The sequence below is a fragment of the Dyadobacter sp. NIV53 genome (genome assembly GCF_019711195.1).
Taxonomy (GTDB): domain Bacteria; phylum Bacteroidota; class Bacteroidia; order Cytophagales; family Spirosomataceae; genus Dyadobacter.
Map to the genome: position 1 here is coordinate 5,239,274 of NZ_CP081299.1, position 14,027 is coordinate 5,253,300.

Annotated in this window: 15 protein-coding genes; 10 read left to right on the top strand and 5 right to left on the bottom strand. The window is 38.1% G+C overall.

The genetic code is table 11. From position 1 onward, the window contains the following. Positions 1-30: 30 nt before the first annotated feature. Positions 31-456 carry a zeta toxin family protein gene (locus KZC02_RS21685; RefSeq protein WP_221390607.1) on the bottom strand — a complete coding sequence of 142 codons (426 nt, stop codon included), beginning with the start codon at positions 454-456 and terminating at the stop codon, positions 31-33. Next, a complete protein-coding gene (locus tag KZC02_RS21690) occupies positions 453-713 on the bottom strand; it encodes a hypothetical protein (protein ID WP_221390608.1) in 261 nt (86 codons plus the stop codon). The genes KZC02_RS21685 and KZC02_RS21690 overlap by 4 nt, the downstream gene beginning before the upstream one ends. A 219-nt stretch (positions 714-932) precedes the next feature. Between KZC02_RS21690 and KZC02_RS21695 the strand changes: the two genes are divergently transcribed. Continuing rightward, positions 933-1,460, top strand: a complete 528-nt coding sequence (locus tag KZC02_RS21695) for a nuclear transport factor 2 family protein (protein ID WP_221390609.1) — start codon at positions 933-935, stop codon at positions 1,458-1,460. Positions 1,461-1,471: 11 nt separating this feature from the next. Here KZC02_RS21695 and KZC02_RS21700 read toward each other — a convergent pair whose 3' ends face one another. Both KZC02_RS21700 and KZC02_RS21705 read right to left on the bottom strand, forming a co-directional pair. Next, positions 1,472-1,915 carry a DUF6036 family nucleotidyltransferase gene (locus KZC02_RS21700; RefSeq protein ID WP_221390610.1) on the bottom strand — a complete coding sequence of 148 codons (444 nt, stop codon included), beginning with the start codon at positions 1,913-1,915 and terminating at the stop codon, positions 1,472-1,474. Next, positions 1,863-2,078 carry a hypothetical protein gene (locus tag KZC02_RS21705; protein ID WP_221390611.1) on the bottom strand — a complete coding sequence of 72 codons (216 nt, stop codon included), beginning with the start codon at positions 2,076-2,078 and terminating at the stop codon, positions 1,863-1,865. The genes KZC02_RS21700 and KZC02_RS21705 overlap by 53 nt, the downstream gene beginning before the upstream one ends. Before the next feature lie 143 nt (positions 2,079-2,221). Between KZC02_RS21705 and KZC02_RS21710 the strand changes: the two genes are divergently transcribed. The 9 genes from KZC02_RS21710 to KZC02_RS21750 all read left to right on the top strand — a co-directional run bounded on the left by KZC02_RS21710 (position 2,222) and on the right by KZC02_RS21750 (position 12,124). After that, positions 2,222-2,899 (top strand): TetR/AcrR family transcriptional regulator, encoded by a 678-nt coding sequence (locus KZC02_RS21710; RefSeq protein WP_229253720.1) that lies wholly within the window; start codon positions 2,222-2,224, stop codon positions 2,897-2,899. Positions 2,900-2,946: 47 nt separating this feature from the next. Next, positions 2,947-4,200 carry a TolC family protein gene (locus KZC02_RS21715; protein ID WP_221390612.1) on the top strand — a complete coding sequence of 418 codons (1,254 nt, stop codon included), beginning with the start codon at positions 2,947-2,949 and terminating at the stop codon, positions 4,198-4,200. A gap of 46 nt (positions 4,201-4,246) precedes the next feature. Next, positions 4,247-5,188, top strand: a complete 942-nt coding sequence (locus KZC02_RS21720) for an HlyD family secretion protein (RefSeq protein ID WP_221390613.1) — start codon at positions 4,247-4,249, stop codon at positions 5,186-5,188. Positions 5,189-5,248: 60 nt separating this feature from the next. Beyond that, positions 5,249-6,181 (top strand): ABC transporter ATP-binding protein, encoded by a 933-nt coding sequence (locus tag KZC02_RS21725; protein WP_221390614.1) that lies wholly within the window; start codon positions 5,249-5,251, stop codon positions 6,179-6,181. 10 nt (positions 6,182-6,191) lie between these two features. Continuing rightward, positions 6,192-6,938, top strand: coding sequence for an ABC transporter ATP-binding protein (locus tag KZC02_RS21730; protein WP_221390615.1), 747 nt, complete (start codon positions 6,192-6,194; stop codon positions 6,936-6,938). 64 nt (positions 6,939-7,002) lie between these two features. Next, entirely contained in the window at positions 7,003-8,130 is a 1,128-nt protein-coding gene (locus KZC02_RS21735) for an ABC transporter permease (RefSeq protein WP_221390616.1), read from the top strand. Between the two features lie 50 nt (positions 8,131-8,180). Next, positions 8,181-9,302 carry an ABC transporter permease gene (locus tag KZC02_RS21740; RefSeq protein ID WP_221390617.1) on the top strand — a complete coding sequence of 374 codons (1,122 nt, stop codon included), beginning with the start codon at positions 8,181-8,183 and terminating at the stop codon, positions 9,300-9,302. 236 nt (positions 9,303-9,538) lie between these two features. Next, entirely contained in the window at positions 9,539-10,777 is a 1,239-nt protein-coding gene (locus tag KZC02_RS21745) for a NupC/NupG family nucleoside CNT transporter (RefSeq protein ID WP_221390618.1), read from the top strand. 426 nt (positions 10,778-11,203) lie between these two features. Beyond that, on the top strand, positions 11,204-12,124 hold the full coding sequence (locus tag KZC02_RS21750; protein ID WP_221390619.1) for a YihY/virulence factor BrkB family protein: 921 nt from the start codon (positions 11,204-11,206) through the stop codon (positions 12,122-12,124). A gap of 75 nt (positions 12,125-12,199) precedes the next feature. On the opposite strand, the gene sppA is transcribed toward KZC02_RS21750, so the two are convergent. Further along, positions 12,200-13,966, bottom strand: coding sequence for a signal peptide peptidase SppA (gene sppA / locus KZC02_RS21755; protein WP_221390620.1), 1,767 nt, complete (start codon positions 13,964-13,966; stop codon positions 12,200-12,202). Positions 13,967-14,027 lie beyond the last annotated feature (61 nt).

Sequence of the window (14,027 nt, forward strand, 5' to 3'; positions counted from 1 at the left end):
CTGAAAATTCTCCGTCAGATTCTGTAAAGATCATTCGTAGCGTATCAGCAGATTTTTTGTAGGTACGTTGTGACCACCTTTTTCAACTCTGTCTTTTACACGTGCAATACTATCTTTAACATTTTTAAGGGTGACGAAATATCCAATTATTTTATAGCCTGCTTCTTTTGCTTGATTCAATAGTCGAATCTCAGAATTACCAGAAAATGTAGTTTCAATGGCAAAACTTTGTCTTTCTGATATACAATGTTCACGTTTTGCGAGTGCTATCCTTGCTGCCTGAAATTCCTTATCAGCCTGATCTGAACCAGCAATAGTTAGAGCGATATCATCTGGATTGATAACAGGAGTTAAATGTACATTTATCCTTCCTTTTTTTATAAGATAACTCGATAGAGTAGTTTTTCCAGACCCGTTTGGACCACCTATAATAATTAAAAGTGGAATAGAATTCATTTATTTAATGCCGGGATTTCTCTGATGGTTATAATTTTTGAATCATAAGCAACACCGTTGGCATCGTATAAAATTTCAATATCTATTAAAAACCTTTTTCCATCGGGCTGTTCCTGAACAATAAATTCAGGATACTCGTCATCGTGATATGTAATCCAATATCCATCTTTTAAAGATTGCTCAGCTGCATAACCGGCTCCTTCGTCAATGATTTTTTGTGTTGGGTCTTCTTCGTAGATTTCTTCCAGTGTTTTCATATCAGGAATTATGGTTTAAACTGATGAAGTATACAATAAATGTAGAAAATTATTGCCAGCTATTATTACAATTTTTGATCTGATAAAAGCTCGGGCTCGTAAGTACAAGTACAAACACCTGCAATAAAAATCAGGTAATTATACGCTACTTTTTCAATAATTTCCGTCAGATATTTGTAACCTGATTATAAGAAAGGATTACTTAATAATTTATTAGCCATGAATAGAAAAATATCGGTCTTTATTTTATTGATTTTGCTGGCATCATCATTTAAATACAGATCAAAAGCAGTTGAATCGAAGTCAGAGCCTTCTCCGGTGAAAAAAAGTATGATTTCATTAAAAGAGAAAGCTGATAAAGAATTTGAAGTAGTTGTAAATAAGATGCAGGAAGCCAACAGAGAATTTTTCCAGGGAAAACCAGAGGCATTGAAAGCATTGTGGTCGCATGGAGATGACGTGACAATTTTCGGCGGGTTTGGCGGAATTGAAGAAAAAGGATGGAAATCAGTAGAACCACGGTTGGATTGGGCCAGTAAAAAAATGCCGGCAGGCAGTACTTACACATTTGAAAACGTGAGCAGTCATGCTGGAGCAGACGTAGCCTATTTATTACAGGCAGAGCATTATATCCCGACTAATGGAAAAGGCATAGATTTGCGGGTAACCATTTTATTCAGGAAAGAAGCGGATGGCTGGAAGATGATTCACAGGCATGCAGATAATATGGTAGTAAAAGAGAAATGAAAATTTCAAAATTAATTTGCCGGTGGTAAATTTTCTAAATCTCGCAAATCCTGAGGACGGGCAACTGCTTGTTTATTTAATAGTAAATCTCGTAAGCTTATAAAGTTGACTGCGGTATCCTGCACATTCAATATAACCCGATTCTGATAACACTCCTCAAAAGTGACACCAAGAGTAAATGTCATTATGTCGATCCAGCCGTCGTACCGGCTAAAGGATAAATAATTTGGAACCAGGGTAAAATCACTTTCTTCAAATTCACCATTGGTATAACCTAAGCGTTCCAAAGCTTTCACAATATTTCGTGCATTTTGCTCACTTGGACTGACAAAAATGTCAATATCTCCGGTTGTCCTTAAATATCCGTGTGCAATGACCGCATGCCCGCCAAGAACCACATATTCAACGTTTTCTTCGTTCAACAGGCGAATCAGACTTAAATATTCTTCTTCCATTGTCTAGCGGAGTGTTTGCAGGATTGGACTTATAAAGCTCTTTTGCATATTGAATCAGTTTTAAAGCAGCATCCAATCGCTCCTGAGGACTTTTGGCCCACCAATATTCCTTATCATATGATGGAATTTCATTGAAAGACTGGGACTTTTTGATTAAGCTCATAAACAAAAATACAAAGTTTAGTAATGAAAAGATAATGGCCGCGATATAAGGAATCAATCCATAAAACTAAAATCACGATTTTTTATTAATCATTTGATTAAATTATTTGATTAATAAAATCTCTTTATTATTTTTGAAGAGAAATGATACAAGCTAAAAACCTGATGAAGAGTAAGCCAAAAAAGGCAATTGACCAGTCGACAGAGGAAAAGATTAAGGCGGCAGCATATAAATTATTTACCCGGAAAGGTTATGCCGGAACAAGAACGAGGGATATTGCGGAAGAAGCAGGAATCAATCTGGCATTACTGAATTATTATTTTCGCAGTAAGGAAAAACTATTTGATCTGATCATGGCCGATAATATGAAGCAATTTATGTTCGGGATTTTTGCCATAGCGAATGATGAAAAAACGGGTTATGAAGATAAAATTACACGTATAGTAAATGCATATATCGACATGCTAACTGTGCAGCCAGACATGCCAATATTCGTTTTAAGTGAAATAAGATATGATCCGGGCGGCCTGATTGAAAAGATGAAACTGGATAGTACTGTCATGCATTCTTACTTTGTTAAACAACTAAAACAAGCCATTGAAGCTGGTGAAATAGAACCAATAAATCCGCTTCAGATTCTGATGAATATTCTTGGCCTTACGATCTTCCCTTTTATTGGAAGTCCGCTTTTGAAGAAAATTGGTGGCATGGCAGATGACCAGTTTACTGGAATGATGCAGGAACGGAAAAAAATGATCCCGATCTGGATTAAAGAAATGCTTAAAAGAAGTAGCACGGGTTTGGCTATTTTTTTGACCTGACATTAATCAAATGATTAAAAGTGTTGATTAAATAAAACGATGGTGACATGAAAAAAACGTCTTTTATACTGCTTTTTATAGTTTCCTGTTTTGATGCAAAAGCGCAGTCGATAACGCTACAGCAATGTTATGAGCTAGCCGAACAACACTATCCGCTTGCCAAACAGAAAAATCTGATAGCCCAGACAAAAGCATATTCTATCGAAAATGCTCAAAAAGGATATCTGCCTCAAATCAGTATTCTTGGACAAGCAACATATCAATCAGATGTTACCGGGATTCCTTTCAGTTTTCCGGGAATGGATATTCCGAAGTTAAGTAAGGATCAGTACAAAGTATATGGAGAAATAAACCAGACGCTTTATGATGGTGGAATGATCAGGAATCAAAAGAAGCTGCATGAGGCCAATGCTATTGTGGAAGAACAAAACGTTACTGTCGAACTGTACAGGCTACGGGAAAGGATCAATCAGTTATATTTTGGCATATTGCTGATTAACAAACAATTATTGTTAACTGAGCTTCGCAAAAATGACATTCAATCGGGATTGGACAGAACCAATGGAGCCATAGCTAATGGTATTGCTTTTAAAAGTAACGCGGATGTATTAAAAGCTGAACTACTGCTGGCTGACCAAGCCGCAACGGAACAGAAAGCATTACAAAAAGCGTATCTGGATATGCTCAGCTTATTCATTGGGCAGTCGCTTAATTCAAATACTATTTTGGCAGAACCACCAGTTCCGGATCAGAATGGAACGCCTATGCGGCCCGAATTAGCAGGGTTTGATTACCGGAAAAGGCTTATTGATATCAATGAGTATATGTTGACAGCCAAAAATCAACCTAAAATAAGTTTGTTTGTTCAGGGCGGATATGGAAAACCTGGGCTGAATTTCCTGAAAAATGAATTTGTCTTTTATGGCGTCGGAGGTATACGTTTTAGTTGGTTATTAACCGGTTTTTACACCAATAAATCAGACAGGCTAATCCTGGAAAATAACCGGCGCTCGCTGGACATTCAAAAAGAATCTTTTTTATTCAATAATAATATTTCCGCTACGCAGGATCAGTCTGAAATTGCCAAATTAAAAGAATTAATCGGCACCGATGATGCCATTATTGGTCTAAGAACGAATGTGAAAAACGCATCAAATGCACAATTGGAAAATGGTGTAAAAATGCCGGCAGATTATGTTCGTGATGTTAATTTGGAAAGCCAGTCCAGACAAAATCTTGCTTTACACCAGGTGCAGCTGCTTTACGCACAATATAGGTTGAAAACTACCTTAGGGAATTAATTGGCCATAAATCCTTATTCAGATATTCCTCATCACAATATTTATCATGAAAAATATATTTCAACACAAAATGGCAATTGCTCTTTTCATTCTGATAATATCCTGTCAGAATGAAAAAAATGAATTTGATGCGTCCGGGGCATTTGAGGCGGAAGAAACAATAATTTCCGCTCAGGCAACCGGTACGGTTCAGAACTTTAATATAGAAGAAGGGCAAACGCTGGCGGCTGGTCAGCAGGTAGGATCCATAGACAGCATTCAGTTGTATTTAAAAAAGAAACAGCTCGAAGCACAGATCAGGACAATTGGCAGTAAAACACCTGAAATTGCCGCCCAGACGGGGACTTTTAAAAAGCAGATTGCAGTAACCGAAAGTCAGATCAATACACTTTTAGTTGAAAAAAAGCGGACGGAAAATTTGCTGAAAGCAGATGCTGCAACACCGAAACAACTTGACGATATTAATGGCCAGCTGGATATGCTGCAAAGACAACTGGATGTGATCCGTAATCAGGATATTGCACAGACTTCCGCGTTATCAACACAGAAAAGCGGATTATTAAGCGAACGTTCTCCTCTCGGGATCCAGGTGGAACAGGTTGAAGACCAGCTTGCAAAATGCAGGATTATTAATCCATTGAAAGGAATGGTGCTTACTAAATATATAGAAACCAACGAAATGGCGGTTCCGGGAAAACCACTATATAAAATAGCTGACCTGACTGGGATCATCATGCGTGCTTACATTACTGGTGATCAGCTTTCGAAAGTCAGGCAGAATCAGAAAATTAAGGTTTTGGTAGATGACGGAGCAGATAAATACAAAGAATATGAGGGGTTGATAACATGGATCAGCAATAAAGCAGAATTTACACCCAAAACTATCCAGACAAAGGAAGAACGTGCCAACATGGTTTATGCTATTAAAGCACTCGTAAAAAATGATGGGTTTTTAAAAATCGGAATGTATGGTGAGGTGAAGTTTTGAAAGGGGCAATGATGGGGTAAAGGTGGAAGGGGATGGAAGAAAAATAGAAAGGTATAACGGATGAATCCAGACAATGTAAGTGATGGCGTGTATTGTGACGCTTTGACAAAAACTTATAATAAGGGGAGTGTCAGGGCGGTGGATGCTGTTTCATTTTCGGTTAAGAAAGGTGAATTGTTTGGATTGATCGGTCCGGACGGAGCTGGTAAGACGAGCATATTCAGGATGCTTACTACTTTACTTTTACCCGATAGCGGGCAGGCAAATGTGGACGGGTTTGATGTTGTGAATGATTATAAAATGATCCGCAATAAAGTGGGATATATGCCCGGAAAGTTCTCTTTGTACCAGGATTTAACGGTTGAGGAAAACCTCCATTTTTTTGCTACTTTATTCAACACAACTATTGATGAAAACTATGATCTGATCAAAGACATTTACATTCAGATCGAGCCTTTTAAAACACGACGGGCCGGGAAATTATCGGGTGGAATGAAACAGAAACTGGCGCTATGCTGTGCTTTGATCCACAAACCAACTGTGTTATTTCTGGACGAACCTACAACAGGCGTAGACGTTGTTTCGAGAAAGGAATTCTGGGAAATGCTGAAAAAACTGAAAGAACAGGGAATTACGATCCTGGTTTCCACGCCTTATATGGATGAAGCTACCTTGTGTGATCGTATAGCATTAATCCAGGGCGGCAGGATTATGTCTATTGATACACCTCAGGAAATTGTAAATGCTTTTCCTGAACAATTGTATGCTATTAAGGCAGCAGACATTTATCAGTTGCTAAAAGATGTAAGATCCAATGCAGAAACGAAAAGCTGCTTTGCATTTGGAGAATACCTGCATTTGACTTTTAAAAACGAACAGGCTGATTCGGTAGAAAAATTAACTGGATTTTTAAATTTAAAAAATCATAAAAGGCTGGAAATTAAAAAAATAGAACCAACTATTGAAGATTGTTTTATCAGGTTGAGCAGCTAAATATACACCAATGAACGACAACCGGATTTCTATATCGGCCAATAAATTAACCAAACGTTTTGGCGATTTTACGGCAACCAATGAAATTACATTTGAGGTAAAACAAGGTGAAATTTTTGGTTTTTTGGGAGCAAATGGAGCCGGAAAAACTACGGCGATGCGTATGCTCTGCGGATTGTCTATACCAACTTCGGGTGAAGCAAAAGTAGCCGGATTTGATGTGTATAAACAAACCGAAGAAATCAAGAAAAACATTGGCTATATGAGCCAGAAATTTTCATTGTACGAGGATCTGACGATTTTGGAAAACATCAGGTTTTTTGGTGGAATTTATGGTTTGAGTAATGCGGATCTGAAACAGAAAGGAGAAAATCTGATTGAAGACCTGGGATTGCAAAACCAGACAAAAAAGCTGGTTGGGGAATTGCCACTGGGTTGGAAGCAAAAATTATCTTTTTCGGTAGCAATTATACACAATCCTAAAATTGTGTTTCTGGATGAACCGACTGGCGGCGTTGACCCGGTTACGAGGCGGCAATTCTGGGATTTGATATACGCAGCGGCAGATAGCGGAATGACCATTTTTGTAACGACGCATTATATGGACGAAGCCGAATATTGTAACCGAATTTCAATCATGGTCGATGGCCGGATAGAAGCACTGGATTCCCCGGCCAACCTGAAACGGCAATTTAAAGCAGATTCCATGGACGAGGTTTTTTACCAGTTAGCCAGGGGCGCAAAACGAGCTGAATAAAAAATAACTCTGTGACTCTCATTTAAACTCTGTGACTCTCCGTGTAACCTAACCACCAGCGAAAATGATAAAACGAAAAGCACTTTTATTACAAATGAGAGCCTTTATCAGAAAGGAATTTTATCATGTTTTCCGAGATAAAAAATCGCTTTTATTGTTATTTGGCTTGCCGATTGTTCAGATTGTACTGTTTGGTTTTGCATTAACTAATGAGATCAAGAATTCAAAAATTGCGTTACTGGATTATGCAAAAGATGAGGCAACAGGTAAAATTGTCAACCGGATAGAAGCCAGCCGGTATTTTGAAATAGAAAAATCCCTTATTGGGAACAATGATCTGGAAGCGGCTTTCAAAAGTGGAAAAGTTAAAATGGCTGTAGTCTTTCCGGCACATTTTAATGACGATTTATCACATCTGCACAAAGCCCGGATCCAGATCCTGGCCGATGGTTCCGATCCTAATACTGCCAATACCCTAACCAATTATGTGACGAGTATTATGCTGGATTATCAGTCAGAACTACAGCAAAATAATGCATTGCCATATCAGATTACTTCTGAAATCCGGATGCTGTACAATCCTCAATTGAAAGGCGCCCCAAATTTTGTTCCGGGTGTAATGTCACTTGTATTGTTATTAATTTGTGTAATGATGACCTCCATATCCATTGTCAGGGAGAAGGAACTGGGAACAATGGAAATTTTGCTGGTATCGCCATTTCAGCCGATTTTAGTGATTTTGGCAAAAGCCGTTCCTTATTTATTATTGTCTCTTGTCAATCTTACAATCATACTTTTATTAAGCGTTTTTGCACTCGATTTGCCCGTTAACGGTAGTGTGTTATTGTTATTTGCCGTCAGTACGCTTTACATTATTACCGCACTTTCTTTCTGTTTATTGATCTCAACCATTACTGAATCACAACAATCGGCTATGTTGATTTCATTAATGGGAATGATGCTGCCAACAATGTTATTTACAGGATTTATGTTTCCGATTGAAAACATGCCCTGGCCTTTACAAATGATTTCCAGAGTTGTTCCTTCCAGATATTATTATGTGATCGTAAAAGCAATTATGATCAAAGGACTCGGTATCACAGCTATCTGGAAAGAAACGCTTATCCTTTTTGGAATGACTGTTTTCCTGCTTTTTTTGAGTTTGAAAAAATTCAGGATCAGGTTGGAATAATAAATTTTCCTAAGAATTATTCAGCTAACTGCTAATAGCCATCAGCTAATATGAGAACGATCAGATTTTTACTGGAAAAAGAGTTTCGGCAAATATTCCGGAATAAGGCCATGCTGCCCATGCTTTTCATTCTGCCAAGTGTACAACTTCTGGTCTTGCCGTTAGCAGCAAATTATGAAGTGAAAAATATTAACATAGCCGTTGTGGATCATGATCATTCGACTTATTCGCAAAAACTGGTTTCAAAGATCACCGCGTCGGGTTATTTTCACATGGCAGGTTATAACGATTTATATAAAAGCGCTGATAAATTAATTGAGAATGATAAGGCCGATCTGATACTTGAAATTCCGGTTGGATTTGAAAGGAATATGGTTCGCGAAAATGAAGGAAAATTATTTATAGCCGTTAACGCGATCAATGGTACCAAAGCCGGAGTTGGAGGTGCTTATCTGAACAGGATTATTGCTGACTATAATAGTGATGTGCGTTTGGAGTGGATTACCCCGGAGCGTTTTAACGTACAGCCTGTCATTGAAGTTACCTCAGCCAACTGGTTCAATCCGCATATGAATTACGATTTTTTTATGGTTCCTGGAATACTGGCCGTTTTAGTTACCATGATAGGCGGATACATGTCGGCATTAAATATTGTCAAGGAAAAGGAAATCGGTACAATAGAACAAATAAACGTAACGCCAATCAGGAAATTTCATTTTATCCTGGGCAAACTTATTCCATTCTGGATCCTGGGAGTACTCATTTTTACATTCGGTTTACTCGTTATCGCTCGTTTTATCTATCACATTGTGCCTGTTGGAAGTATATTGCTTTTGTATGGATTCCTTGGATTATATCTTTTGGCCATACTTGGTTTTGGTTTGCTTGTTTCTACTTTTTGTGAAACGCAGCAGCAGGCTATGTCTGTGGCATTTTTCTTTGTAATGATATTTATATTAATGAGCGGACTTTTTACACCTATTGAAAGTATGCCGGAATGGGCAAAAATGATCGCCTATTTCAATCCCGTTACTTATTTTATTGATGTAATGCGAATGGTTGTTTTAAAAGGAAGTGGTTTTCGTGATCTTCAATACCATTTTATTAAAATCATTGCTTTTGCCATTGTACTAAACAGCTGGGCCATTTTGAATTACCGTAAGACGAGTTAAAGGTTTTCTTGAGACAGGATTAAAGGATTTACAGGATTTTTAAAATAAGCAATGTAAACTTTACTAAACTACGGCAGGTTTTTAATCCTGTCCAACAATAAATTCTTAGATTTTTCAGTAAAAAAATATTCTGAATCGTTGAAGTTTAATTCACTTCCGTGATATTTCAGTACCCGTGTGACTTACCATTAAAATGTTGTTATTTTGCACCCTGAAAAAAGCATCAACTAATTTACATGGAAAGATTTACCGGCCTGATTGGCATTGTATTGATTTTGGGTATTGCGTACGCAATGTCAAATAACCGTAAAGCTATTAATTATCGTACTGTTGGCGTCGGGTTGGGAATTCAGCTCGGTCTGGCTGTTTTTATTCTTCGTACAGATGTTGGACAATCTATCTTTCAATGGTTAGGCGCAAAAGTTCAAAAATTGCTTTCTTTCTCGGATCAGGGCGCTGATTTCGTATTCGGAACCTTGGTTCGTCCCGAATTAATGCAGCGTGCATTTGGTCCCGGAAACGATTTTGTATTCTTTTTTAAAGTAATTCCTACCATCATATTTGTGGCCGTGCTGGTGAACATACTTTATCACCTGGGTATTATGCAGCGCGTAGTTTCAATTATTGCCAAAGGCGTATACTGGTTAATGGGTGTTAGCGGAGCCGAGGCAGTTTCTAATGTCGCAAGTACGTTTGTAGGGCAGGTTGAGGCACAGATCATGATTAAGCCTTATCTGAAAAACATGACTAAGTCTGAACTTATGTCATCTATGACGGGCAGTTTTGCGTGTATTGCAGGAGGTGTAATGGCGGTGTATATTTCCTTGGGCGTGCCCGCTCCGTATCTGATCGCAGCTAGTTTAATGGCCGCTCCGGGTGCGTTGGTGATCTCTAAAATTGTTTATCCGGAAACGGAACAATCTACTACAAAAGGCGCTGTAAAGCTGGAAGTTACTAAAACACATGCTAATTTATTGGATGCTATTGCAGCAGGTGCAGGTGAGGGATTGAAAGTAGGGTTTAATGTAATAGCAATGCTAATCGGGTTTATTGCACTGGTAGCGCTTTTGGATTATTTATTGGGATTGATAGGTGGTATTTTTGCTTTTCCTCAGTTGAGTTTCAATTTCATTCTAGGTAAAGTATTTTCCGTATTTGCATGGGCAATGGGCGTTCCTGGTAAAGATATCGAAGCAGCGGGTTCACTAATGGGTACCAAAATGGTAATCAATGAATTCGTGGCTTATCTGGATATGGTAAAATTGAAGGACACACTGGATCATAAAACGATCGTTATTACTAGTTTTGCCCTGTGTGGTTTTGCTAATTTCAGCTCTATTGCCATTCAGGTGGGAGGTATTGGAGAACTTGCTCCCTCACGCCGCGCTGATCTGGCCCGTATCGGATTTAAGGCACTGATTTGCGGTACCTTGGCGTCCTATATGTCAGCGACTATTGCAGGATTGTTGTTATAAAAATTAAATAATATTTAGAGATAAAGGAGTCAAGTATAGGCGTCACCGTTTGAAACTTGACTTCTTTTGAATTAAGTTATCGTAAAATTCTTTTTGCACCCTTAGATGCTATCGGTGTAAACATTTGGCTTATAATCATTCAGTACAGAAACACTCACATCCTTATACTGCATTTTTCAAGGATTCTCCAAGTTCATTTAAAGTGCCGGAATCTTAATTTCCCAACATTGATTTTTTCACATTTAGCTGGTCTTTTTATTTATAACTGACTTTCTTGCCCTTCTTTAAACTACATCAATATTAATATCAATTTTAAGTTAAACCTTAAATTTCCGGTCATACAGGATTGGCATACAGCTTTCTGGCACGATTATGTTTCAAAAATTGTAAATATCAAAATATTAAAAGTTAAGAAATACGTCTCCTATGAAAACAATCAAGCTCTCTCTTTCTCTGCTCAAAGACAGTTTTAATGGATTTATGGATGATAATGGCCTGAAATTAAGTGCGGCTCTGTCGTATTATACCATTTTTTCTCTGGCTCCCATGTTGCTGGTAATTATTTCTGTGCTTAATTTTTTTTACAGAAATGGGGATATTCAGGGAGAGGTTTTTGGGCAAATTACTTCATTGGTTGGTAAAAATGCCGCGGAACAGCTGCTTGAAATACTTAAAAATGCCGAAATGTCAAAAAAGTCCGGCGTTGCAGCTGCTATTGGCATTGGTACTTTATTAATCGGTGCAACCGGGGTATTTGCAGAAATTCAGGATTCTATCAATTATATATGGTCTATTAAATCCAAACCTAAAAAAGGCTGGCTTCAATATCTTAAAAACCGGCTGCTTTCTTTTTCAATTATCCTCACTTTGGGATTTCTTCTGCTGGTTTCTTTGGGTGTAAATGCGTTGGTAGACTTGCTAAGTTCAAGATTGGAACAACGCTTTTCAGAAGCTTCGGTAGTTGTATTTTATATTGTTAATATGGCGCTGTTACTGACCATCATTACTTCTCTCTTTACGGTTATTTTTAAAGTATTGCCCGATGGACATGTAAAATGGAAAGAATGTATTGTAGGTGCTGCATTTACTGCAGTACTTTTTTTAATTGGTAAGTTCGTGATCACTTTCTATATCGGTCAGGCTGATCTCGGAGCAACTTATGGCACATCAGCTTCTATTGTCATACTTTTAACATGGGTATATTATTCTTCCATTATCCTGTATTTCGGAGCCGAATTTACAAAAGTGTACGCCGGCCTGGATGGGGTTGCAATATCGCCCAACAAAAATGCTGTGCTGGTCATAAGAAAAGAAGTAGACGAAAAAACCGGAAAGCTGGTACAATAGAAATCATTAGATAACAAAAAATCCCTTTTGCCTTTGCAAAAGGGATTTTTTGTTATCTAAACTCTAAACTCTAAGCTATTTTATCACCAGTTCAAAAGGCATTCTGGTTTGCGTTCCGCCCATGTTCATGAGTTTTTTATACATTTTAACATAAGTGGACATTTCTCCGAGATTTTTATCCATTACTTTTTGCTCTTCGTCGCCCATCATTTTAGTAAATAGCTCTTCAAGTGGCTTTTTCTTTTCAGGATAATACCGAACACGGTAATCATCTTTATCTAATTTGGCGGTTGTAGCAGCCAAACTGATAGCTTTGTCAATACCGCCTAATTCATCTACCAGTCCATTTTCCTTGGCTTCTACACCGGACCATACACGGCCTTGTGCTAGACTTTTTAATTTTTCAACAGGCATTTTTCTTCCTGCCGCAGCCTTAGCCGTAAATTTCTCATAACCTTCATTAACGCTCTTCTGAACCATGGACTTTTCAAATTCAGTCATTTCGCGTGTCGCAGTAGGCCAGTCAGAGTGGGCATTGGTACCAACATGGTCAAACGTGACACCCAGCTTATTATTCATGAAATCAGTTACATTAAAAATAAGTCCGAATATCCCAATCGAACCTGTAATTGTATTTGGCTGTGCAACAATCTTATCGCAACCCATAGCCATATAATATCCACCTGATGCAGCAACATCCGACATGGAAGCAATAACTGGTTTCTTTTTGGCTGTAATCTGAATTTCTCTCCACATTACATCCGATGCAAGTGCGCTTCCGCCGGGAGAATTGATACGGAGTACAATGGCTTTGATCTTGTCATTATCACGAAGTTTTTTAATTTCCTTCACAAACTTTTCAGAACCTATAGACTCGTCGCTGCCTTCTCCGCTTGAAATTTCACCTTCGGCAACCAGCACAGCAATACGCTTGTCAAAATCCCCTTCTTTTCCAATGCTTTCGCCTTTCAGGTATTTGTCGACACCTATGTAAGAAACTTCTTTTTTGTCTTCAATCTTTAAATCTTTTTTCAGGACGTTTTCAAATTCATCCCAATAACCAAGATTTGTAACAAGCTTGTATTTTAATGCAGATTCCGGATTCTCAACAGCCAGTGAATCGGCTAATCCTTTCAATTGATCAACAGGTATTTTACGTGATGCAGAAATATTTTTCAGGAAATTACCATTAATTGCGGCGATCAGCTCAGATGACTGCTTTTTACTTGCCTCACTCATATCCTGGCGCGAGAACATTTCAATAGCGCTTTTGAACTCACCCACACGGAAAATCAAAGGTTTTACTTCAAGCTTATCAAAAGTGCCTTTAAAGAAACTGTATTCAGCAGAAAGGCCGTTCCATTCCATTCCGCCAGCCGGATTTAAATAAATTTTATCTGCGAGGGAAGCGATGTAATAGCCTTTTTCCGAGAAAGATTCACCGTAGGTAACAATGAATTTCTTTGATTTTTTGAATTCTAAAAGCTGGTTTCTGATCTCTTCCAGTGTTGCCCAACCTGTTTCAGGACCTTCTGTTTTAAGATAAATGCCCTTAATTTTATCGTCGGTCTGTGCATTTTTCAGTGCTTCCAGAATATCCTTTAAGCCTACTGCATTCTCACTTCCTCCAAATGGCCCGCCAATTTCAGCGAAAGGGTTTTCAACACCAACTTCTGAAATGGGTTTATTCAAATCCAGTTTAAGAATAGATTTATCTTCTACCACAACTTTGTCCTCGGATGAGAACGCGGCTCCTATTCCGGCAACAATAAAAATGAAAAGAAAAAAGAAAACGGCTAAGCCAACTATTGTGGCTAAAACATATTTAAAAAACTGTAACATAAATTATATAAATCGTTGATTTGAAATTCACTGCTATTCTTTCAACAAAATTACGGATTAA

What these genes read in the sequence shown, in the direction of transcription:
- KZC02_RS21740 (WP_221390617.1), top strand. Translation starts at nt 8,181, where the DNA reads ATGAGAACGATCAGATTTTTACTGGAAAAAGAGTTTCGGCAAATATTC.
- KZC02_RS21745 (WP_221390618.1), top strand. Translation starts at nt 9,539, where the DNA reads ATGGAAAGATTTACCGGCCTGATTGGCATTGTATTGATTTTGGGTATT.
- KZC02_RS21725 (WP_221390614.1), top strand. Translation starts at nt 5,249, where the DNA reads ATGAATCCAGACAATGTAAGTGATGGCGTGTATTGTGACGCTTTGACA.
- KZC02_RS21690 (WP_221390608.1), bottom strand. Translation starts at nt 713, where the DNA reads ATGAAAACACTGGAAGAAATCTACGAAGAAGACCCAACACAAAAAATC.
- KZC02_RS21700 (WP_221390610.1), bottom strand. Translation starts at nt 1,915, where the DNA reads ATGGAAGAAGAATATTTAAGTCTGATTCGCCTGTTGAACGAAGAAAAC.
- KZC02_RS21750 (WP_221390619.1), top strand. Translation starts at nt 11,204, where the DNA reads ATGAAAACAATCAAGCTCTCTCTTTCTCTGCTCAAAGACAGTTTTAAT.
- KZC02_RS21720 (WP_221390613.1), top strand. Translation starts at nt 4,247, where the DNA reads ATGAAAAATATATTTCAACACAAAATGGCAATTGCTCTTTTCATTCTG.
- sppA (WP_221390620.1), bottom strand. Translation starts at nt 13,966, where the DNA reads ATGTTACAGTTTTTTAAATATGTTTTAGCCACAATAGTTGGCTTAGCC.
- KZC02_RS21685 (WP_221390607.1), bottom strand. Translation starts at nt 456, where the DNA reads ATGAATTCTATTCCACTTTTAATTATTATAGGTGGTCCAAACGGGTCT.
- KZC02_RS21735 (WP_221390616.1), top strand. Translation starts at nt 7,003, where the DNA reads ATGATAAAACGAAAAGCACTTTTATTACAAATGAGAGCCTTTATCAGA.
- KZC02_RS21695 (WP_221390609.1), top strand. Translation starts at nt 933, where the DNA reads ATGAATAGAAAAATATCGGTCTTTATTTTATTGATTTTGCTGGCATCA.
- KZC02_RS21715 (WP_221390612.1), top strand. Translation starts at nt 2,947, where the DNA reads ATGAAAAAAACGTCTTTTATACTGCTTTTTATAGTTTCCTGTTTTGAT.
- KZC02_RS21705 (WP_221390611.1), bottom strand. Translation starts at nt 2,078, where the DNA reads ATGAGCTTAATCAAAAAGTCCCAGTCTTTCAATGAAATTCCATCATAT.
- KZC02_RS21730 (WP_221390615.1), top strand. Translation starts at nt 6,192, where the DNA reads ATGAACGACAACCGGATTTCTATATCGGCCAATAAATTAACCAAACGT.
- KZC02_RS21710 (WP_229253720.1), top strand. Translation starts at nt 2,222, where the DNA reads ATGATACAAGCTAAAAACCTGATGAAGAGTAAGCCAAAAAAGGCAATT.